The organism is Exiguobacterium sp. s57 (assembly GCF_018617685.1).
Classification (GTDB): Bacteria; Bacillota; Bacilli; order Exiguobacteriales; family Exiguobacteriaceae; genus Exiguobacterium; species Exiguobacterium marinum.
The window spans coordinates 106,933-127,651 of sequence record NZ_JACSKR010000001.1; the positions used below are offsets into that span (position 1 = coordinate 106,933).

A 20,719-nucleotide genomic window follows, 5' to 3' on the forward strand; every position below is an offset into this window, starting at 1 on the left:
GGAGGAGAAAGATTGTGACGATTCAACAGATTAAACAACAGCTTCAAGACATCCGATATGAAGAGTGGATACAAATGAAGTCAACATTATCACAAGACCCACGGGTGGGTGTGCAGACGTTGATTCGGCAGAAGGAGCTGCAATTTGAACGGGAGCGGATGTTACGGTCCGATTTCGAACGACGCTTGACATATGAGCGCGAGTTAACACGTGCAGGATATGAACGGATTGTCGGCGTGGATGAGGTCGGTCGCGGTCCACTCGCAGGACCAGTCGTGGCGGCTGCCGTTTTATTACCTGAAGGATTTTACGTCGCGGGGTTGAATGATTCTAAAAAGATGACGAAAACGGCACGAGATGCGGCTTACAATCAAATCATGGAAGTTGCAGAAGTCGGTGTCGGAATCGTCGAGTCGGGGACAATTGATGATATCAACATATATGAAGCGACAAAACTTGCAATGATGGAGGCCATCCGTCAAGTCGGAGACGCCGATGCCTTATTGATTGACGCGATGAAGCTTGACCTCGATATTCCACAACAATCTCTAATCAAAGGGGACTCGCTCAGTGTCTCGATTGCCGCGGCAAGTGTCGTCGCCAAAGTCGTTCGGGACCGGATGATGGAAGAATACGACCTTACATATCCTGGATACGGATTTGACAAGAACGCAGGATACGGGACCGAGGCACATATAGAAGGGTTGAGGCGCCTCGGGGTGACGCCAATTCATCGTCGTACGTTTGCCCCTATCAAGCATATGTGAAAGGAGTGATCGCGTTGCGTATCGATCACCAAGGAGTATTACCGTTCAAAGTGACCGAACAGACATCGCGACCGCTTTTGCTAGGCAATACAGTGGTCGGAAAGGTGTTGCAATTGTTACCCGGCAACGAGGCGGTTATGCAACTACCGCAAGGCATGTTCCGAGTCGGAGTCAATGCGAACGTCAAGGAGAATGTGACGTATAAGATGGTCGTCACGGACGTCGAACCAAAGCTTGTCTTGAAAGTGGTTACCCAAGCGACAGAGTCACTCATGACTGCTAAGTCCCCGCTACAAGTGCTAGGGGAGCAACTGGCGCGATTCATGCGGGAGCCGATGCAGACGCCGGAATCACTCAAAAACGCGGGAAAAACAATGCTAGAGAGCGGATCCGGCAATGATGTGAAGACACTCGTCGGAGAACTGTTCAAAGCGAAAGGCGAGCCAAAGTTTGAGCAGTTCGTGAGAGCACAGGAGGCGTTCAACGCAGCCCAACATCCACCATTCGTCGCTCAAGCATTTCACATACCGCAATTAGGTCCGTTTGAAAACGTCCAATTTCGGTTAGAGGCACCGAAGCGGGATGTAATTGACTCTGATCATGCAAGGATCGTGTTGTTTCTTGAGACGCCAAAGTTTGGCGAAACGGGAATCGATGTGTTGATTCAAAAGCGATACGTGTCTGTTCGAGTATTCAATGAGCGACACGATTTAAGTCAATATGTTAGCGCATATGAACCGCTCTTGAAAGAGAGCTTGAATCGCGTTTCGTTCGAACTATCTTCTTTTTCGTATGAAGCGAAACGGGAACATGTTCCTGCTACGTTCGCGCCGCTTGGAAAGGTGGACCTCCAAGTATGAAAGACCAGAAGAAAGCGATGGCGCTCTCCTATGAGCAGTCGATGGATGCGCCACATGTCGTCGCCAAAGGAACGGGAATTGTAGCCGAACGCATGCTTGAGATTGCACTCGAAAACGGAATACCTGTTCATGAAGACCCAGCACTGCTATCCTTACTCTCTGCTTTGAATATCGAAGATCAGATTCCGGAGGACGTCTATCAAGTCATTGCCGAACTTTTTGTGTTTCTTTATCAGATGGAACAGGATAAAATTTGATTTGTCTAGGGATATATGTGAAAAAAAGATGAAAACTTAAAGCAAGAACGATAGACAGCGCTTTCAGTTTTTCGTTACAATAGACGTGCCGATATTAAAGGGGACTAAGGGGGAAAACATATGAATATCCATGAGTATCAGGCAAAAGAATTGCTAAAAGAGTTTGGGGTAGCCGTTCCGACGGGTTATCCAGCCTTTACGGTTGAAGAAGCTGTAGCAGCAGCTGCGAAGCTTGATGGTGAAGTGAAAGTTGTAAAAGCACAAATTCACGCAGGTGGCCGCGGTAAAGCTGGCGGCGTCAAACTTGCGAAGACAGATGAGGAAGTGAAGCAATACGCTTCAGAGATTCTCGGGAAAACGCTCGTGACACACCAAACTGGTCCGGAAGGAAAAGTTGTCCAGCGTCTCTATATCGAAGAAGGTTCTGCGATTGACCAAGAATTTTACTTAGGACTCGTGCTTGACCGTTCGATCGGCCGAATTGTCATCATGGGTTCATCTGAAGGTGGTATGGACATCGAAGAAGTCGCTGAACATACACCGGAGAAGATTCATAAAGAGATCGTCGACCCAGTCGTGGGCTTACGTCCATTCCAAGCTCGTCGTCTCGCATTCAAGATGGAAGTCCCGACGAAACTCGTCAACAAGTTCAGTGACATGGTCATGAAGTTGTACAAAGTGTACGTCGAGACAGATTGCACGATTGCAGAAATTAACCCGCTCGTTACGACGAAAGACGGCAACGTCATCGCGCTCGATGCAAAATTGAACTTCGATAGCAACGCACTCTATCGTCACTCGGAGATCCTTTCGCTCCGTGACACGACAGAAGAAGACCCGCGTGAAGTGGAAGCGTCTAAACATGACCTCAGCTATATCGCACTTGACGGGAACATCGGCTGTCTTGTCAACGGTGCCGGCCTTGCGATGGCAACGATGGATATCATCAAACATTACGGCGCCGAACCCGCTAACTTCCTCGATGTAGGCGGCGGCGCGACGAAAGAAAAGGTAACAGAAGCATTCAAATTGATTTTGTCAGACGACCAGGTCAAAGGAATCTTCGTTAACATTTTTGGTGGAATCATGAAGTGTGACATCATCGCAGAGGGGATTGTCGCAGCGACGAAAGAAATCGGACTCGACTTGCCACTCGTCGTTCGCTTAGAAGGAACGAACGTTGATGCCGGGAAACGCATTCTCGATGAATCTGGACTTGCGATCACGACAGCCAACTCGATGGCTGATGGTGCGGAAAAAATCGCAGCACTTGTTCGATAAGGGGGAAACGACATGAGTATTTGGGCGAATAAAGATACGAAAGTAATCATTCAAGGGATTACAGGGAAACAAGGTCTGTTCCACGGCGAACAGATGCTTGCATATAACACGAAATTAGTCGGTGGTGTCACACCTGGTAAAGGTGGCACGACGGTTCTCGACAACGTGCCAGTCTTCAACACGGTGTCTGAAGCGGTAGAAGCGACAGGTGCCAATGCATCCATCATCTATGTTCCACCAGCTTTCGCAGCGGACTCGATTATGGAAGCTGTGGACAGCGGCATCGAATTGATCATCTGTATCACAGAGGGAATCCCTGTTGTAGACATGATTCAAGTGAAACGCTATCTCGAGGACAAACCAGCGCGCTTGATTGGACCGAACTGTCCTGGAATCATCACACCAGGAGAAGCAAAACTTGGCATCATGCCTGGCTATATTCATACGAAAGGGCATGTCGGAATCGTCTCACGTTCTGGGACGCTCACGTATGAGGCGGTACATCAGTTGACGACTGCGGGAATCGGTCAATCAACGGCTGTTGGAATCGGGGGAGACCCAGTCAACGGAACGAACTTCATTGATACGCTCAAAGCGTTCAACGAAGATGAAGACACGAAAGCTGTCATTATGATCGGGGAGATCGGTGGAACAGCTGAAGAAGAGGCTGCTGAATGGGTGAAAGCGAACATGACGAAACCAGTCATCGGGTTCATCGGTGGCCAAACGGCACCTGAAGGCAAGCGCATGGGACATGCCGGCGCGATTATCTCAGGCGGCAAAGGGACGGCTGCAGAGAAAATTAAGACATTGAACGCAAATGGGATCGAAGTAGCTGAAACGCCAGCTGTCATCGGTGAAACATTGATTCGTGTCTTGAAAAATGAAGGTTTATACGAAGCGTGTGTCACGGGTCAACCGACGACATAAGAGTCTTGAGGGATGCTTGCATCCCTCATTTTTTTAAAGGAGAGTTTGTGATGAATCAAACAATAGCTCGGTTTGCCGCTGCACGAATTCCGGTTGAATTTGTGCATCATTATTTGAACGGGACGCTAGAAGCACATCGCACTCAAATCTCTACACACGTTTGGAAGCGGGCTGAACGGGCGTTGCACGCGTCTGAGTCGTATACTCAGTTCGTCACGTGGGAAGATGAGCTGTTTCCAAAACGGTTACTTGACATCCCCAACCCACCATATTGCTTGTTTTACGATGGAGATTTAGAGGTACTACAAGAAAGAACGACTGCGATGGTCGGAAGTCGTGAGTTGAATCGAATCAGTCAATCGCTCGTGAATCATTATCACTCTTTAATAGAAGAAACTGTTTCGGTTTCAGGCGGAGCGCTTGGCATTGACGGCCTTGTCCACGAGCTTGCCTTAAATAAAAATCGTCCGACCGTGGCGGTGCTCGGAGCGGGGTTAAAAAACCTCTATCCAGCAGCGAACCGGAACATGCTTCTACGACTTCCTCTGAATGGAATTTTGTTGAGTGAGTACACGCCCGACACCCCGATTCAAAAATTTCAATTTTTGGAAAGAAATCGATTGGTGAGTGGTCTCGGTGATACACTCGTCGTCTTACAAGCAAGGAGAAAGAGCGGAACCATGAATACGGTCGGACACGCCTTAGAGCAAGGAAAGACGGTATTCGCGGTACCAGGTTCACCACTCGATCCACTTGCTGAAGGACCGAATCGATTGATTGAAGAAGGTGCGATTCCATTGACGAATTCTGATCAAATTATTCAAGATCTCAAGATTGTACGTTGACAAACCGGTGAGAACATGAATATTATGGTAGGGATTTAAATGACCTCTAAAAGGGGAGCAGATGTATGGCAAAATATTTGGTGATCGTCGAATCACCTGCGAAAGCAAAAACGATTAAACGTTATTTAGGTCCGAATTATATGGTCAAAGCTTCGATGGGACACGTCATCGATTTACCGAAAAGTCAACTCGGTGTAGACGTGGAACACGACTTTGAACCGAAGTATATTACCATCCGTGGTAAAGGGCCGGTATTGAAAGAATTGAAGACGGCGGCTAAAAAAGCCACGAAAATCTTTCTCGCGGCCGACCCCGATAGAGAAGGGGAAGCGATTGCCTGGCATTTGGCTCGCGCGCTCGGTGTCGATGAGACGACTGAATGTCGCGTCGTCTTTAACGAGATCACAAAAGATGCGATTAAAGAATCGTTTAAACACCCACGTAAAATTAATCATGACCTCGTCGATGCGCAGCAAGCCCGGCGTATTCTAGACCGTCTCGTCGGTTATGGGATGAGTCCTTTATTATGGAAGAAAGTAAAAAAAGGACTATCTGCTGGACGAGTCCAATCGGTTGCTGTAAAGATGATCATCGACCGTGAACGCGAAATCAATGCGTTCGATCCGGAAGAGTATTGGACAATCAAACTTGATTTGAATCATGATGGGGAAATGTTCGAGACTTCATTTTACGGAAAAGATGGGAAGAAGATGGAATTGAAGTCGGAAGAGGACGCTCAATCAGTTCTTGATACCATCGATGACACGTTTAAAGTCATTGACGTAACGAAGAAAGAACGAAAGCGAAACGCTTCGCTACCGTTCACGACGAGTTCGTTGCAACAGGATGCGGCGCGTAAATTGAATTTCCGTGCGAAGAAAACGATGATGCTCGCCCAACAATTATATGAAGGAATCGATCTTGGTAAGAAAGAGGGCACGGTCGGTCTGATCACGTACATGCGTACAGATTCGACACGGATCTCTGATTTGGCGAAGACAGAGGCAAAAGAATACATTGAATCGACATTCGGCGAGGAATATGTAGCTCTGCAGAAACAAAAGGAAAAGAAAGCAGCAAACGCACAAGATGCCCACGAAGCCATTCGTCCGACTTCAGCGCTACGTGACCCAGCTTCCTTGAAGCCTTATCTGTCACGCGACCAGTTGAGACTATATAAATTGATTTGGGAGCGTTTAATTGCAAGCCAAATGGCACCAGCAGTATTAGACACAGTTAAAATCGATGTCGAGTCGAACGGCATGATTTTCCGTGCCAATGGATCGACCGTTAAATTCCCAGGTTTCATGAAAGTGTATATTGAATCGAAAGATGATGATATCGTGGATACGAATCAAGAGAAGGAAGGACTACTACCTCCTCTTGAAGTGGAGGATACGGTTAGTTTCGAAACGATCGAACCGAAGCAACACTTCACGCAACCACCACCACGTTATACAGAGGCGCGCCTCGTTCGGGCGATGGAAGAACTCGGTATCGGTCGACCGTCGACTTATGCACCGACACTCGACACGATTCAACGACGAGGTTATGTCGTTTTAGAAGAGAAGAAGTTTGTTCCGACTGAACTTGGAGAACTCGTGATTGAAATGATTGATGAGTATTTCAATGACTTTATTACTGTTCAGTTCACGGCCGATATGGAGACACTCCTTGACTCAATCGAGCATAAGGAAGTCGAGTGGACCGAGGTCGTCGCACCGATTTATCGATCATTCGAGAAGCGCTTGAAGCGTGCCGAAGAAGAAATTGAAAAAATCGAAGTGAAAGATGAGCCTGCGGGAATCGACTGTGAAGTCTGTGGTTCGCCGATGGTCATCAAAATGGGACGATACGGTAAATTTATGGCTTGTTCGAATTTCCCGAACTGCACTAACACGAAACCGGTACAAGTCGAAATCGGGGTTCCTTGTCCAAATTGTAAGGATGGGCAAATCGTGGAACGACGCAGTAAAAAAGGTCGTCTTTTCTATGGGTGCTCGAATTATCCGGAATGTGAGTTCGTTTCATGGGACAAACCGGTTGCGAAACCGTGTCCAGTGTGCGACAGCTTGATGGTCGAGAAGAAAATTAAAGACGGTCTGAAATATCAATGTACGAACTGTACCCATACCGAGGTACATCAGCAAGAGGAGGATTAATGTTGCAACAACGTGTAACTGTAATCGGGGCTGGGTTGGCCGGTTCCGAAGCGGCATGGCAACTCGCCAAACGCGGCATTCAAGTCGATTTGTATGAAATGAGACCGGTACGCCAAACACCGGCTCACCACACAGATCAATTCGCAGAGCTCGTTTGTTCGAACTCGCTCCGTGCGAACGGTCTTCAAAACGCGGTCGGTGTCTTGAAAGAAGAGATGCGGACGCTTGATTCGCTCATCTTGAAAGCGGCAGACACGGCAAGCGTGCCAGCTGGTGGCGCCCTCGCTGTCGATCGTCATGAGTTTGCCGGATTCATCACCGAGAAACTAAAAAATCATGAGAACGTCATAGTGCATACTGAAGAGTTAAAAGAAATTCCAGAAGGCATTGTCATTGTAGCGACAGGCCCATTGACGTCTCCTGATCTTTCTGCGTCACTCAAAGCGTTTACAGGTGAAGATTATCTCTACTTCTATGATGCGGCTGCCCCAATTTTAGATGGCGATACAATCGATCGCGAAAAAGTATATTTGAAGTCGCGTTACGACAAAGGTGAAGCTGCTTACTTGAACTGTCCGATGACAGAAGAAGAGTTTGATGTGTTTTATGAAGAACTGGTCAAAGCGGAAGTTGTCCCGCTCAAAGAGTTCGAAAAAGAAATTTACTTCGAAGGATGTATGCCGTTTGAAGTCATGGCGGAGCGTGGGAAGAAGACACTTCTATTCGGACCGATGAAGCCGGTCGGATTAGAAGATCCGAAGACGGGCAAACGTCCGTATGCGGTCGTGCAACTTCGCCAAGACAACTCAGCAGGGACGCTTTATAATTTAGTTGGCTTCCAGACGCATCTGAAGTGGGGCGAACAAAAGCGAATCATTCGACTGATCCCTGGGCTTGAAAATGCAGATATCGTCCGTTACGGTGTCATGCACCGAAATACATTCATCAATTCACCGAGCCTGCTCAAGCCGACGTATCAGGCACGCACGCGTGATACACTCTTCTTTGCCGGTCAGATGACGGGTGTGGAAGGATACGTAGAATCAGCGGCATCTGGACTTTTAGCTGGAATTAATGCAGCGAAGATGATTGCGGGTGAAGAACTTGTCGTTTTACCAAGAGAGACGATGCTTGGTTCGATGGCGCATTATATCACCACAGCTGACGGGAAACATTTCCAACCGATGAATGCGAATTTCGGATTAGTCCCTTCACTCGAAGACACTCCGAAGAAAATGAAAAAGCAAGAACGGTACGAACGTTATGCCAATCGAGCTTTAGATACGATTCAACAATTTAAAAACCTTTGAAAAAGAGAGCCGATTTTTGGCTCTTTTGTTTTGAAGTAAAATTTCAATTGTGTATTTTGTTTCATACTTTGAAAATTTTCAGATTATTGAACGACTATCTATTGTCACCGTACATTCTGTATGCTATGCTAATTTCGATTTGACGAGAACATGCGTTTTTACGTGTCATCGAGGAGGCGATAAAATGGGATTCTTAGAGGATCGACAATCATTTTTACGCTATTGCCAAATTGAACGTCGACTGTCTCCTCATACGAAACGCTCTTACGAGCAAACGCTCGAACAGTACGCCGCATATTGCCAATCAGCGCATCAAGACCCTTATGATGCACAGACGGCGCGGCGTTATTTATATGTCCTTTACGAGAAACAGTTGGCCGCGTCCACGGTGTCCCAAAAAGTGTCTTGCCTCAAACAATTCGGGAAGTATATGGCAAGGGAGTATGGGGGAGAACCGCTGTTTCACGATCTCACTTCACCGAAAAAAAGACAGTCATTACCGACCTTCGCTGTCCCGACTGAAGTCGAGCTACTGCTAGAGGCTGCGTTAAAGCAGGACGATCCGTTTTTAAAAGCGAGAGACGTAGCCATTCTCGAAGTTCTATATGGGACGGGGATTCGTGTTGCTGAGCTTTGTGGGATGAACCTCTCGTCCTTTGATGAAGTATTGTCATTCGTACATGTGTTAGGAAAAGGGAAAAAAGAACGGTATGTCCCGGTCGGACAATATGCTGTAGAAGCGTTACGACATTACATCGAAATACGCGTAGAAGTCGTTCCTCCTTCGGAAAATGCATTATTTTTGAGTCAAAGAGGGAATCGAATGACAACAGACCAAATTCGGTATGTTATGAAGCGTTTGAGAAAAGAGAGTGGGGTACATAAGCCGCTCACCCCGCATTCGTTGCGTCATAGTTTCGCAACGGACTTGTTAGAGCGTGGAGCGGACTTGCGCGCTGTGCAAGAGTTGCTCGGACATGAGTCACTGTCAACGACCGGGCGCTATACCCACGTATCGACTGAACGTCTACGTTCGATTTATCAAGCGACACATCCAAGAAAGTAGGAGGTTACGATATGTTTCATGCAACGACGATTTTTGCAGTTCGACACAATGGCCAATGTGCGATGAGTGGAGATGGCCAAGTTACGTTTGGGAATGCCGTCATCATGAAAACCAAGGCGAAGAAAGTGAGACGCCTGTACGGCGGGAAAGTCGTTGCCGGTTTTGCAGGTAGCGTAGCCGATGCTTTCACATTGTTTGAGAAGTTTGAATCGAAACTTGAAATGTATAACGGTAACTTGCCGCGTGCCGCGGTCGAACTTGCGAAAGAATGGCGCGGAGATAAAATGTTACGTCAGCTTGAAGCGTTATTGATTGTCATGGACGCCGAACATCTATTATTAGTCTCTGGGAATGGAGAAGTCATCGAGCCGGATGATGGGATCCTCGCGATCGGGTCAGGCGGAAATTATGCGCTCGCGGCAGGTCGCGCGCTCGTCCGTCATTCTCCTGACAAATCCGCAGAAGAAATTGCGCGAGCCGCTCTTGAAATTGCTGGTGAGCTTTGTGTGTATACAAATGATCAAGTCATTGTAGAAACGATCGGAGGCGCTGCTGAATGAATCGAGAGTTGACACCTAGACAAATCGTATCGGAATTAGACCGCTTCGTAATCGGTCAAAAGAATGCCAAACGGGCCGTAGCGATTGCATTACGCAATCGTTATCGCCGTCAAAAGTTAAGTTCAGACCTTCGAGATGAAGTCACCCCTAAAAATATCTTGATGATCGGACCGACAGGGGTCGGGAAAACTGAGATTGCCCGCCGTTTAGCTAAACTAGTCGGAGCTCCGTTCGTCAAAGTAGAAGCGACAAAATTTACAGAAGTCGGCTACGTCGGCCGGGATGTCGAATCGATGGTGCGTGACCTTGTGGAGGCATCTGTACGTCTCGTCAAAGAAGAGAAGAAAGAAGATGTTAAAGAACCTGCTGAACGTGCGGCGACTGAACGATTGTTAGATGCCCTTCAAGGGAAAGCGAAAGCTGCACCGAGCGCATCAAACCCGTTTGAAGCATTGTTCGGCGGTCAGACACAACAACCTGAGTCATCGAATGACACGACTAAAACAGACCGGGCCCAACTCCGTCGTCTGCTCGAGCTCGGTGAACTTGAAGATCGAGTCATTGAAGTCGAACTTGAAGAAAAACAGACTGTCGACTTGTTCCAAGGGCAAGGAATGGAAGGCTTGTCTAATCTACAGGATATGCTTGGACAAATCGTTCCGAAGAAACGGAAGCAACGTAAGCTGACAGTTCGCGAGGCACGCCCCCTTGTCGTAGCAGAAGAAGCAGAAAACCTTCTTGATTTGAACGAAGTCCACGATGAAGCGGTACAGCGAAGCGAGCAAATGGGGATCATCTTCGTTGATGAAATCGATAAAATCGCAACAAAGTCACAAGATCACGCCGGTGTTTCTCGAGAAGGTGTACAGCGAGATATTCTTCCGATCGTCGAAGGATCTACGGTCGTCACGAAGTACGGACCGGTCAAAACGGACCATGTGCTCTTCATCGCAGCCGGTGCTTTCCATATGGCGAAGCCATCTGACTTGATTCCAGAATTACAAGGTCGTTTCCCGATTCGCGTCGAATTGAACAGTTTGACAGAGGAAGACTTCGTCAAAATTTTGACTGAGCCATCACAAGCGCTGATTAAACAATATACAGCATTGCTAGAATCTGAAGAAATCACGGTCGAGTTTACACATGAAGCGATTGAAGAAATCGCAAAAATTGCGACACATGTCAACCGCGAGACCGATGATATCGGAGCACGCCGTCTATATACAATCATGGAGCGTGTCTTGGAAGATTTATCATTTGAAGCTGCGGATATGCCACAAACGAGCGTGGAAATCACACCAGCTTACGTACAAGAAAAAGTGGGCTCGATCGCAGATGATCGAGACTTGAGTCAATATATTTTATAAGATTCTGTATGCACATACAGGGAGGAAATAGACATTATGAATTTACTAGACAAAACTCGCCAATTAAACACGATGCTTCAACAAGAAGCAAGTGCGCACGTTGATTTTAAAGAAATGGCGGACAAAATGCGTGAAGTACTTGAATCAAACACGTTTATCGTGAGCCGTCGTGGACGTTTACTCGGCTTTGCAATCAAACAACAAATTGAAAATGAACGCATGAAGGCATTCTTGGTGGACCGACAGTTCCCAGAACCTTATGCCTCAAACTTGTTCAATGTCAAGGAAACGACAGCGAACATCGATATCGACAGCGAATATACGGCATTCCCTGTCGAGAACCATGATCTCTTCCTAAACTCGATGACGACGATTGTTCCAATCATCGGCGGTGGTGAGCGTCTAGGTACACTCGTCTTAGGACGCTTGGCGAATGAATTCACAGAAGACGACCTCGTCCTCGCTGAATATAGCGCGACGGTTGTTGGGATGGAAATCCTTCGGGAAAAAGCTGCGGAAGCAGAGACATCAGCCCGTAAGAAGGCTGTCGTTCAAATGGCGATCAATTCATTATCGTATTCAGAACTTGAAGCAATCGAGCATATTTTTGAGGAGCTCGGTGGTAACGAAGGACTGCTAGTTGCTTCCAAAATTGCCGACCGAGTGGGAATCACACGCTCAGTAATCGTAAACGCACTTCGAAAATTGGAAAGTGCGGGGGTTATTGAGTCACGTTCTTTAGGAATGAAAGGAACGTATATTAAAATATTAAATGACAACTTCTTGTTTGAATTACAAAAATTAAAATCAAACTAGAACGCAACTTTTTAATGTATAATTAACATTGAAAACCCTTAAAAAAGGGACTTTATTCCTAAAAAACCGCTTTCTCTTGGCAGAGGGCGGTTTTTTTTAGTGCAAAAGTAATTTTTTTCAGAATTTGTCGGCAATTCGACAAAAATATATTAAGCCATTTACCTATGTTTTAAAAAGTATCTTTCAGAACTGTTACAGATTTGTTTCAATGAAATAGTGGAATTTCCAAATCAGGTATATTCAGTAGTTATCACACGAAAGCGAGTGAACGCCGTGAATTGGATTGGTAGTGACTATCAATTACTCAAGCAAGCCGTCAATCATGCAGTTCTCAATCAGAAGGTTATCAGTCATAACCTTTCAAACATTGACACACCAAATTTTAAAGCGAAACAAGCGATATTTGAGCAGACACTTCAAAGTGAGATGCGTCTCAAACTACAAGATGGTCGACCGAGTGACTCGACTCAATCAAAAGTAGTCGATCGAGCAGGTGGAGCGATGAGAAGTGATGGCAACAATGTCGACTTAGATTATGAAATGAGTGAACTGGCACGAAACCAACTCCAGTACGAGGCAACGATGGAGCAATTAAATCGTAGGCTCGGAGGATTGAAATCAGTTATTCGGGGAGGGCGTTAATCGATGGGAATGTTTGATAGTTTTCATATTTCAGCATCAGCGTTAACGTCTCAACGTTTACGAATGGATACCGTCTCGGCCAACATTGCCAATGCCCAAACGACACGAGGGAAACTCGTAGATGGCGAGTGGCAACCTTATACGAGAAAGATGACTGTGTTGCAGGAAGCACCTTTCCGAAAACAAATGGATGCTGTTAATGGTGGGGTGCAAGTGTCTCAAATCATCGAAGACGATGCACCTTTCAAGTTGGCCTACAATCCGAGCCATCCCGATGCGGACGAGCGTGGGTACGTACAAATGCCAAACGTTGATTTGCTAAAAGAGATGGTCGACCTAATGGGTGCAACTCGCTCTTACGAAGCGAACATTGCTGCAATGAACGCATCGAAGGCGATGCTCGTCAAAGCGATGGAGATTGGAAAAGGATAAGGAGTGATCAGGGATGCAAATTAATCCGATTCAATTGATGAGCCCGGAAGTCGTGCCATCAATGAACAAAACGAACCCATCTCAGTTTGGGTCGTATTTGAATGAAGCGATGAACGCGCTGAATGAGACACAACAAGCGACAAGTGAGGCCCGTAAAGATTTGGCCGTCGGAAAAGCTGACCTTCATCAAGTGATGATCCAAAGCGAAGAGTCGTCGATTGCGATGCAACTTGCCATCGAGGTGAGGAACAAGGCTGTTGAAGCCTATCAAGAAATGATGCGAATGCAAGTTTAATTGTAGAGGATGACAAGTTGCGATGAATGAACAATTAAAAGAACGATTCAAATCCATGACCGACTCATTGAAGGCGATTTCAACGAAGCAAAAACTCGTATGGGGCATCTCGATTGCGGTCATTCTAATCGCGGCCTTCGTACTCACATTCTTCCTTTCGAGACCAAACATGTCACCTCTCTATACGAACTTGTCTGCTCAAGAAGCAGGTGAAGTGACGGAGAAGTTGACGGCGGACGGAGTGAAGTCAGAAATCAAGGCGACTTCGAACGGTGTGAGCGTATATGTACCAAATGAAATGGTCGATCAGTTAAAAGTGAGCCTTGCCGCGGCCGGGATTCCAAAATCCGGATCGATTGACTATAGCTTCTTCAGTGAAAACGCAGGTTTTGGAACGACAGACCGTGAAATGGCTGTCATCGAACGAAGTGCAATGCAGACGGAGTTAGAGCGTCTTATCACTCAAATTGAAGGTATCAATCAAGCGAAAGTCATCATCTCCCTTCCTGAAAAGTCTGTCTTTTTAGCAGAAGATCAAGGCGAACCGACAGCTTCAATTGTATTAAACGTCGGTGCAGGAACGAGCTTGGAACCGAATACAGTGAAAGGCCTCTATCATTTAATCAGTAAGAGTGTTCCTAACTTAAAACCTGAAAATATTTCAATTATGGATCAATACTTTACGTATTATGATCTTGATCAAACGGTAGTTGCAGGGGGCTCTTCATCTGACCCATTGGCACTAAAACGTCAAGTCGAAAAAGACGTCCGTCAACAAATTCAACAGATGTTATCTGTCTTACTAGGTGAACGGAGCGTACTCGTTTCTGTCACAGCTGATATCGATACGACACAGACAGCCGAAGAACAGAATTTAGTGACGCCGGTTGATGAAGAAAATATGGAAGGTATTGTGACTTCAGCTGAACGAATCGCAGAAGCTTACACAGGCGCAACTGGGACGGCGACAGAAGCAACAGGGACCGGCGAAAATGACACAATCAACTTCCCGGCAGCTACTGGGGACGGAACGGAAGAAAGTGAAAAGAATCATGAAATCATCAATTATGAAGTGAATCGCATCACCAAACAGATTCAAAATGCACCGTATTCGATTCGCGACCTAGGTGTGCAACTCATTGTTGAGCCGCCAGATGGTGCAACGAGTATCGATCCACAACTCGAAGGTGATCTCGAAACGATGATGTATTCCATCATTCGAACTTCATTAGCGAAGACGGATGTGGCCATCACAGATGCCGAACTCGAACAGAAGGTCGTCGTTGTGTCGAGACCGTTCGCCGAAGTAGAAGAAATCGCGGCAACGGAACTACCTACACCATGGTGGATGTATGCGACAGCAGCCGGAGCGGTCGTTCTTCTTGCGCTCATCTTCTTCGCGATGCGTAGACGCAAGCAAGAAGTCGTGGAAGAGACGAACGAATGGGAAGTCCCATATGAAGATGAAGTTCCAGACCTGGACCTCGAGGAGCGAGGTGAAGGGGCAGTGAAGAAGAAACAGTTAGAAAAATTAGCTGAAAGTAATCCAGAAGAGTTTGCTAAACTGCTTCGTACTTGGATGTCTGAGGAGTGAGTAACGTGAATTATGCAAAACAATCGAATCGCGAAAAAGCAGCGATGCTCATGATTTCCCTGGGACCGGAAGTGGCGGCGAACGTCTATAAGCATCTTTCTGAAGAAGAGATGGAACAACTGACGCTTCAAATTTCAGCGTTAAAAAAAGTGTCCCCGGAAGAAAAAGATAGCATTCTCGGTGAGTTCCATGAGCTCGCTATGGCACAAAGCTACATCACTCAAGGTGGAATCGGATTTGCGAAAACGGTCCTTGAGAAGGCCGTTGGTGAAGATAAAGCGATGGCATTGATTCATCGTCTAACATCGACCTTACAAGTACGACCGTTCGAGTTTGCACGAAAAGCAGACCCGAAACAGTTACTGAACTTTATACAAAATGAACATCCACAGACGATTGCATTGATATTAGCCCATTTAGAACCAGTCAAGTCAGGCCAGATATTATCGGAGCTACCTCCTGAGATTCAATCGGAAGTAGCAAAACGGATTGCGACGATGGATCGACTCAATCCTGACGTTATTCATGAAGTGGAACAAATTCTTGAAAAGAACCTCTCGCAAACGGATATGCAAGATTATGCCCAGTCGGGTGGTATTGAGGCGGTTGTCGAAGTGTTGAATGGTGTCGACCGGACGACGGAACGCACAATTCTCGATGCGCTCGAAATCGAAGACCCAGAGCTCGCAGAAGAAATCAAGAAACGCATGTTCGTATTCGAAGATATCGTCACACTCGACTCTCGTGCGATTCAACGAATCATCCGTGAAGTGGCAAACGATGATTTGTTGTTAGCACTCAAAGTGTCTTCAGAAGAAGTAAAACAAATCATCTTCAAAAACATGTCACAACGGATGGTCGAAACGTTCAAAGAAGACATGGAATTCATGGGGCCAGTGCGATTGCGTGACGTGGAAGAGGCGCAGAGCCGCATCGTCGGAATCATTCGCCGCCTAGAGGATGTCGGCGAGATTGTAATCAGCCGAGGTGGAGGAGATGACATCGTTGTCTAATGTAATCAAACGTCAACGTGCAATGTCGAACATTCCGCAACGGATTGAATCCAAACGATTAGAAACACCCGTTATTGAACCGACCGATCTCATCGACCATCATCAAGTCATCGAGTCGCGCTACGAGAAGCTGAAACAGGATGAAGAAGCATTTCAACAGTTTCAACTGACAGAAGTAGAGCAATTAGAACGTTTGAAACAACAAACGATTGAAGAAGCCCGTTCAGAAGGGTATCAAGCTGGCCTTCTTCAAGGGAGACAGGATGGACTGGCGGAGTTTGAAGACATCACGACGCGTTTAAATTCCGTTTCGACCGAGCTCGAACTCTTGTTTGAAGAAAAATGGAGGCAAGCGGAAGAACAGCTGATTGAATTGGCCGTTTCAGTCAGTGCTCATGTGACAACGGATCTTGTTCGAAAAGATGAAGAGTTGTTTGCGACGATGATTCGTGAACAGATGTCACACCTAATTGACGCCGAAGCACTCACAATCTTTGTACATCCGACCCGACTCGCATCGATTCAGCAATTCGAATCGATATGGCGGACAGACGAGACACCGCCTCTTAAGTATCGTGGAGATGGATCGCTTGACGAAACCGCTATTCGAATTGAATCGCCACATCGTGGAAATGAAGTCGATTTATCGTACAGCTTCGAACGCATCCAAGCCAAAATCGAGGAGGTTTTAGCGGATGGCGCTTATTGAACAGGTCATCGAATCAATCAAGCAGTCCGCAGATGGTGAGTATACGCGTAAAATCGGCAGAGTCTGTCGGGTCGTCGGATTGATGATTGAATCAAATGGACCGAGCGCGTTTGTCGGGGAACGATGTTTGATTGTCCTTCCTTCAAATGAAACGGTTGAAGCAGAAGTGGTTGGCTTCAATGAAGAGCGTGTTCTTCTCATGCCATACGGTGAAACTATCCAAATCGCACCAGGTTGTCTTGTAAAAGGGACAGGGAAGATGCTTCAAGTTCCTGTAGGCGCAGAACTGATTGGACAGGTACTCGACGGTTTAGGACGTCCCTTATCCGGTGAGCAACTCGTGACCGGAAAACGTTACGACGTTCAACGCAAACCGCCGAACCCATTGAATCGACCGAGGATTTTAGAAGCTCTATCGACCGGTGTCCGCATGATTGATGGTCTTTTGACCGTCGGGAAAGGTCAACGTGTCGGATTATTTGCCGGGTCTGGCGTAGGAAAGTCGACGTTGCTCGGGATGATCGCCAAACGTTCTTCTGCTGACATTAATGTCATTGCACTCATTGGAGAACGTGGGCGAGAAGTGAAAGAGTTCATCGAAAAAGAGCTTGGACCGGAAGGAATGGCTCGATCCGTCGTGATTGTAGCGACGAGTGATCAGCCACCGCTTGTCCGCTTGAAGGGTGCATACACGGCTACCGCGATTGCAGAGTATTTCCGCGACCAAGGAAAAGAAGTGGTTCTCATGATGGACTCGGTGACACGTTTTGCGATGGCGCAGCGTGAAATTGGACTCGCAACGGGTGAACCACCGACATCTAAAGGGTATACACCGTCTGTATTCGCCATGTTGCCACAACTGCTAGAACGGAGTGGTACCGCAGCCAGCGGATCAATCACGGCGTTTTATACGGTGCTTGTCGATGGGGATGATATGAACGAACCGATCGCTGATGCGGTGCGAGGGATATTAGATGGACACTTTGTCATGGACCGTTCGCTTGCGAACCGTGGGCAGTTTCCTGCGATCCATGTCTTAAAGTCGATTAGCCGGGTCATGAATCAAATCGCGTCTCCTGTACATCGGGAAGCGGCTCAAACATTCCGTAGCTGGTTAGCAACTTATATCGATGCAGAAGATTTGATTAATATCGGTGCATATAAAAAAGGGACCAATCCGGCAATCGATACGGCAATTGAGAAGTATCCATTCTTATTGACGTTCTTGAAGCAATCGATTGAGGAAGACGCCGCATTCGAACAGACGATGGGCCACTTGTCACATATCGCGCGAGGTGAATCATGAATAGACTCATATTAGAACGAATCATGCCTATAGCTGAACATGAGAAAGAAGATGCTGCCTTAGAAGTAAGGGGGTTGAAATCGAAACTCGAAACGGAGATGGAGAAGTTATATGATCTCCTCTTAATGTATGAAACATTGATTAAACATCAAGATGAACAATCTGGAAGAATCGATCTCCTCATGTCGCAATATCGTGAAAAAACACGAGAACAAGTGAAACGTCAAATCGAGACGCAACAGCTCGTCGTTCAACAAGCGCGCAATCGCTATCATGTATCGCAAGAGCGATTGCTCGGCAAAGTGGTGGAAGAAAAGAAATATGTGACACTGCATGAAAAAGCCAGCCTGCATGAGATGACAGTGGCAAAACTTACAGAGCAACAAATGATGGACGAACTTGCTGTGATTCATCATGGGAAAGGGAAGTAGCATGGCAAAAGAGAACAATAAACGAGGCAAGCAAATGATTGTGGCGTTGGTCCTCATCCCAGCGATTTTCATTTTAGTTGGCGGAATCGTCGTCATGAACTATGCGATGGACCGTCCACTGTTATCTGTTCCCTTACTAGAAGTAAAGAATGACGAAAAGACGGGGGAAACTAAAACGTCTGAGACTCAAGTCAATGTGACGGGAATCGATTCAGAAACAACGAATCGCTTGAAAGCGGCGAACAGTGAGATTGAAAAATTGCGGAATGAGAATGTTGAATTGACGAACGAAGTAAAAGCGAGACAAGAAGAAATTACCAATTTGATTCGCGAACGAGATCGTCTCACCTCTGAGCTTGAAGCAGCGACTAAAGAAGATGAAACCTCATCCGATGTTGCCAGTGTCTATGAAGAAATGTCTGCCAAACAGGCTGCAGCAATCATGGGCGAGCTAGAGAGCCCACAGGTAGCTGACCTGTTAAAGGAATTATCTCCTAAACAGCAGGCGGATATTTTAGGGCGTATGAACGCACAGCAAGCTGCGGTTGTGACGCAGCTTCTCCAATGAACATGAAAAGGGAGGGCCAACATTGAATATCGCTTTATTGACACAAGCCATTCAAGGATCAACGGCTCGAGCCGGAGTTGCGGAAGGTGAGTCGCAGAGTGCAGGCGGCTTTCTAGACCTCCTGTCGGCGATGCTCGGTTCGACGCAAGGCTCTGGAGAGCAAACAGCACTTCCTCATCTTGAAGAAGGCGTGCTTCCTGAAACAGCGGTCGACCTTGAAAAGATGGCTAAGGAACTCGAGTCATGGTTTCAAAAACCTGACACGTTGAATTGGCTTAAGTCATTACCGCAAGATGCGTATCGTACGTTTATGGATGCGTATGTAGGATTACTCGGGCAATTGTCCAATTCTTCACAAGAAGCTGAGACGCTCTCGTCTTCGGTTTTACCGGTGATTACGCAGGCTAGCTCATCAATCAATGTAATGAACCAAAAAGAAGCAGCTGGTCAAACGCCACATGTTCCAGTCACTCAACCTGTTCCGAATCAAGAACTTGCAAAGCATGTTCAAACGATTCAGCGGATCATCACGCAACATAAAGGTCCAGGCGAGGGCACAATGAAAGAAGTTCCCGTAATGACGAATGTTGAAACCGTAAAAATAGCAAAACCTGCACTTCAATCAAGTAATGTCGACTGGATGCCGAAAGGAATGAACTGGTCGAGACCACAAATTGATGTGGATACCGTCATGTATGCTTCAAAAGGGTCACTTCCTGAAAACTTACAAGCTCGGATTGAAGCGGCTCTTCAAAAGGCACCGTTCAAAAGTGGGGCGGATGGTTCAAAAGTGTTCACCGTGAGGCTATATCCGGAGCAACTTGGAGAACTTGTCGTCAAGTTGGAACGGAAGAACGGTGAGCTTGTCGTCAAAATGTTTGCCAGTAGCCAAGAGGCGAAGCAACTGATTCAGTCGCAAGTCCAACAGTTGCAGCAAACATTGGCACCTCATTCTCAAAACGTTCGGGTTGAGGTCAACTTGACACAACAAGCTCTTGATTCGAAGTCGGGCACGTCAGAAGGTTCTGAGCAGCCGGACCAAGAACAACCTAACGAACAGCCGAAAGGAGGATCTGAAGATGACGAGCATCCAACCGAAGACGAATGATTATACATTGCCAGACCAGTCGCTTCCAAAAGCGACGAACCAATACGACAAAGACATGTTCATGAAATTGTTACTCGCTCAAATCGCGAACCAGGACCCGATGTCGCCGATGGAAGACCGTGAATTCATCGCACAGATGGCGCAATTTTCTTCACTCGAACAGATGCAAACGATTTCGAAACAACTTGACTCTGTCCTCGTTGACCGCCATATGTCATCGATTTCTGAATACAGTAGCATGATTGGTAAAACAATTGACTTCACATCAGAAACGAGCGAAGAGACGACAAAAGGGTCAGGTCGCGTTGTCTCAATCTCTCGAAATGATTTAACAGGGTATATGGCCGATCTTGAAGACGGCACGTCAGTCAGCGTATACGATATCACTTCCATCAAATAA

General features: G+C 46.7%; 23 protein-coding genes. All 23 read left to right on the plus strand.

Translation table 11 applies throughout. The annotated features are described in order from the left end of the window. Window positions 1–14 precede the first annotated feature (14 nt). Window positions 15–767, plus strand: a complete 753-nt coding sequence (locus KNO98_RS00555; protein WP_214698206.1) for a ribonuclease HII — start codon at window positions 15–17, stop codon at window positions 765–767. 5 nt (window positions 768–772) lie between these two features. Further along, a complete protein-coding gene (locus KNO98_RS00560) occupies window positions 773–1,627 on the plus strand; it encodes a hypothetical protein (RefSeq protein WP_353047711.1) in 855 nt (284 codons plus the stop codon). Next, window positions 1,624–1,884, plus strand: a complete 261-nt coding sequence (locus KNO98_RS00565; protein ID WP_026826264.1) for an EscU/YscU/HrcU family type III secretion system export apparatus switch protein — start codon at window positions 1,624–1,626, stop codon at window positions 1,882–1,884. The genes KNO98_RS00560 and KNO98_RS00565 overlap by 4 nt, the downstream gene beginning before the upstream one ends. 120 nt (window positions 1,885–2,004) lie before the next feature. Beyond that, entirely contained in the window at window positions 2,005–3,165 is a 1,161-nt protein-coding gene (sucC, locus tag KNO98_RS00570; RefSeq protein ID WP_026826263.1) for an ADP-forming succinate--CoA ligase subunit beta, read from the plus strand. A gap of 12 nt (window positions 3,166–3,177) precedes the next feature. After that, window positions 3,178–4,095, plus strand: a complete 918-nt coding sequence (gene sucD, locus KNO98_RS00575) for a succinate--CoA ligase subunit alpha (RefSeq protein WP_214698207.1) — start codon at window positions 3,178–3,180, stop codon at window positions 4,093–4,095. A 50-nt stretch (window positions 4,096–4,145) separates the two neighbouring features. Further along, window positions 4,146–4,940, plus strand: coding sequence for a DNA-processing protein DprA (gene dprA / locus KNO98_RS00580; protein WP_026826261.1), 795 nt, complete (start codon window positions 4,146–4,148; stop codon window positions 4,938–4,940). 65 nt (window positions 4,941–5,005) lie between these two features. After that, window positions 5,006–7,102 carry a type I DNA topoisomerase gene (topA, locus tag KNO98_RS00585; RefSeq protein WP_026826260.1) on the plus strand — a complete coding sequence of 699 codons (2,097 nt, stop codon included), beginning with the start codon at window positions 5,006–5,008 and terminating at the stop codon, window positions 7,100–7,102. Continuing rightward, complete coding sequence (trmFO, locus tag KNO98_RS00590; RefSeq protein WP_214698208.1) at window positions 7,102–8,412, plus strand: FADH(2)-oxidizing methylenetetrahydrofolate--tRNA-(uracil(54)-C(5))-methyltransferase TrmFO; 1,311 nt, start codon at window positions 7,102–7,104, stop codon at window positions 8,410–8,412. The genes topA and trmFO overlap by 1 nt, the downstream gene beginning before the upstream one ends. Before the next feature lie 184 nt (window positions 8,413–8,596). After that, window positions 8,597–9,478 (plus strand): tyrosine recombinase XerC, encoded by an 882-nt coding sequence (locus KNO98_RS00595; protein ID WP_026826258.1) that lies wholly within the window; start codon window positions 8,597–8,599, stop codon window positions 9,476–9,478. 11 nt (window positions 9,479–9,489) lie between these two features. Further along, window positions 9,490–10,038 carry an ATP-dependent protease subunit HslV gene (hslV, locus tag KNO98_RS00600; protein ID WP_026826257.1) on the plus strand — a complete coding sequence of 183 codons (549 nt, stop codon included), beginning with the start codon at window positions 9,490–9,492 and terminating at the stop codon, window positions 10,036–10,038. Beyond that, a complete protein-coding gene (gene hslU / locus KNO98_RS00605; protein ID WP_026826256.1) occupies window positions 10,035–11,405 on the plus strand; it encodes an ATP-dependent protease ATPase subunit HslU in 1,371 nt (456 codons plus the stop codon). Before hslV ends, hslU begins: the two co-directional genes overlap by 4 nt. 36 nt (window positions 11,406–11,441) lie before the next feature. Beyond that, window positions 11,442–12,221: a GTP-sensing pleiotropic transcriptional regulator CodY gene (gene codY, locus KNO98_RS00610; protein ID WP_026826255.1), complete on the plus strand. Its 780-nt coding sequence runs from the start codon at window positions 11,442–11,444 to the stop codon at window positions 12,219–12,221. A gap of 273 nt (window positions 12,222–12,494) precedes the next feature. Then, window positions 12,495–12,863, plus strand: coding sequence for a flagellar basal body rod protein FlgB (flgB, locus tag KNO98_RS00615; RefSeq protein ID WP_026826254.1), 369 nt, complete (start codon window positions 12,495–12,497; stop codon window positions 12,861–12,863). A 3-nt stretch (window positions 12,864–12,866) separates the two neighbouring features. Next, window positions 12,867–13,295 carry a flagellar basal body rod protein FlgC gene (gene flgC, locus KNO98_RS00620; RefSeq protein ID WP_026826253.1) on the plus strand — a complete coding sequence of 143 codons (429 nt, stop codon included), beginning with the start codon at window positions 12,867–12,869 and terminating at the stop codon, window positions 13,293–13,295. A 13-nt stretch (window positions 13,296–13,308) separates the two neighbouring features. After that, window positions 13,309–13,590, plus strand: coding sequence for a flagellar hook-basal body complex protein FliE (gene fliE / locus KNO98_RS00625; RefSeq protein WP_214698209.1), 282 nt, complete (start codon window positions 13,309–13,311; stop codon window positions 13,588–13,590). 22 nt (window positions 13,591–13,612) lie between these two features. Next, on the plus strand, window positions 13,613–15,184 hold the full coding sequence (gene fliF / locus KNO98_RS00630; RefSeq protein WP_214698211.1) for a flagellar basal-body MS-ring/collar protein FliF: 1,572 nt from the start codon (window positions 13,613–13,615) through the stop codon (window positions 15,182–15,184). A 5-nt stretch (window positions 15,185–15,189) separates the two neighbouring features. After that, window positions 15,190–16,197 (plus strand): flagellar motor switch protein FliG, encoded by a 1,008-nt coding sequence (fliG, locus tag KNO98_RS00635; RefSeq protein ID WP_026826250.1) that lies wholly within the window; start codon window positions 15,190–15,192, stop codon window positions 16,195–16,197. Beyond that, the gene (locus tag KNO98_RS00640; protein WP_214698213.1) at window positions 16,181–16,906 is read left to right on the plus strand and encodes a FliH/SctL family protein; all 726 of its coding nucleotides are present in this window, start codon (window positions 16,181–16,183) and stop codon (window positions 16,904–16,906) included. Before fliG ends, KNO98_RS00640 begins: the two co-directional genes overlap by 17 nt. Next, window positions 16,893–18,212 (plus strand): flagellar protein export ATPase FliI, encoded by a 1,320-nt coding sequence (fliI, locus tag KNO98_RS00645; protein ID WP_026826248.1) that lies wholly within the window; start codon window positions 16,893–16,895, stop codon window positions 18,210–18,212. The genes KNO98_RS00640 and fliI overlap by 14 nt, the downstream gene beginning before the upstream one ends. Further along, the gene (locus KNO98_RS00650; RefSeq protein ID WP_214698215.1) at window positions 18,209–18,643 is read left to right on the plus strand and encodes a flagellar FliJ family protein; all 435 of its coding nucleotides are present in this window, start codon (window positions 18,209–18,211) and stop codon (window positions 18,641–18,643) included. The genes fliI and KNO98_RS00650 overlap by 4 nt, the downstream gene beginning before the upstream one ends. A gap of 1 nt (window position 18,644) precedes the next feature. Continuing rightward, on the plus strand, window positions 18,645–19,211 hold the full coding sequence (locus KNO98_RS00655) for a MotE family protein (protein WP_214698217.1): 567 nt from the start codon (window positions 18,645–18,647) through the stop codon (window positions 19,209–19,211). A 22-nt stretch (window positions 19,212–19,233) separates the two neighbouring features. After that, window positions 19,234–20,319: a flagellar hook-length control protein FliK gene (locus KNO98_RS00660; RefSeq protein WP_214698218.1), complete on the plus strand. Its 1,086-nt coding sequence runs from the start codon at window positions 19,234–19,236 to the stop codon at window positions 20,317–20,319. Continuing rightward, entirely contained in the window at window positions 20,291–20,719 is a 429-nt protein-coding gene (locus KNO98_RS00665) for a flagellar hook capping FlgD N-terminal domain-containing protein (RefSeq protein ID WP_026826244.1), read from the plus strand. Before KNO98_RS00660 ends, KNO98_RS00665 begins: the two co-directional genes overlap by 29 nt.

Coding starts and splice junctions, on each gene's coding strand:
- fliF (WP_214698211.1), top strand. CDS start 13,613: ATGAATGAACAATTAAAAGAACGATTCAAATCCATGACCGACTCATTG.
- codY (WP_026826255.1), top strand. CDS start 11,442: ATGAATTTACTAGACAAAACTCGCCAATTAAACACGATGCTTCAACAA.
- dprA (WP_026826261.1), top strand. CDS start 4,146: ATGAATCAAACAATAGCTCGGTTTGCCGCTGCACGAATTCCGGTTGAA.
- topA (WP_026826260.1), top strand. CDS start 5,006: ATGGCAAAATATTTGGTGATCGTCGAATCACCTGCGAAAGCAAAAACG.
- trmFO (WP_214698208.1), top strand. CDS start 7,102: ATGTTGCAACAACGTGTAACTGTAATCGGGGCTGGGTTGGCCGGTTCC.
- KNO98_RS00565 (WP_026826264.1), top strand. CDS start 1,624: ATGAAAGACCAGAAGAAAGCGATGGCGCTCTCCTATGAGCAGTCGATG.
- KNO98_RS00595 (WP_026826258.1), top strand. CDS start 8,597: ATGGGATTCTTAGAGGATCGACAATCATTTTTACGCTATTGCCAAATT.
- KNO98_RS00640 (WP_214698213.1), top strand. CDS start 16,181: ATGACATCGTTGTCTAATGTAATCAAACGTCAACGTGCAATGTCGAAC.
- KNO98_RS00650 (WP_214698215.1), top strand. CDS start 18,209: ATGAATAGACTCATATTAGAACGAATCATGCCTATAGCTGAACATGAG.
- hslV (WP_026826257.1), top strand. CDS start 9,490: ATGTTTCATGCAACGACGATTTTTGCAGTTCGACACAATGGCCAATGT.
- KNO98_RS00665 (WP_026826244.1), top strand. CDS start 20,291: ATGACGAGCATCCAACCGAAGACGAATGATTATACATTGCCAGACCAG.
- KNO98_RS00655 (WP_214698217.1), top strand. CDS start 18,645: ATGGCAAAAGAGAACAATAAACGAGGCAAGCAAATGATTGTGGCGTTG.
- sucD (WP_214698207.1), top strand. CDS start 3,178: ATGAGTATTTGGGCGAATAAAGATACGAAAGTAATCATTCAAGGGATT.
- fliI (WP_026826248.1), top strand. CDS start 16,893: ATGGCGCTTATTGAACAGGTCATCGAATCAATCAAGCAGTCCGCAGAT.
- fliE (WP_214698209.1), top strand. CDS start 13,309: ATGCAAATTAATCCGATTCAATTGATGAGCCCGGAAGTCGTGCCATCA.
- sucC (WP_026826263.1), top strand. CDS start 2,005: ATGAATATCCATGAGTATCAGGCAAAAGAATTGCTAAAAGAGTTTGGG.
- flgC (WP_026826253.1), top strand. CDS start 12,867: ATGGGAATGTTTGATAGTTTTCATATTTCAGCATCAGCGTTAACGTCT.
- hslU (WP_026826256.1), top strand. CDS start 10,035: ATGAATCGAGAGTTGACACCTAGACAAATCGTATCGGAATTAGACCGC.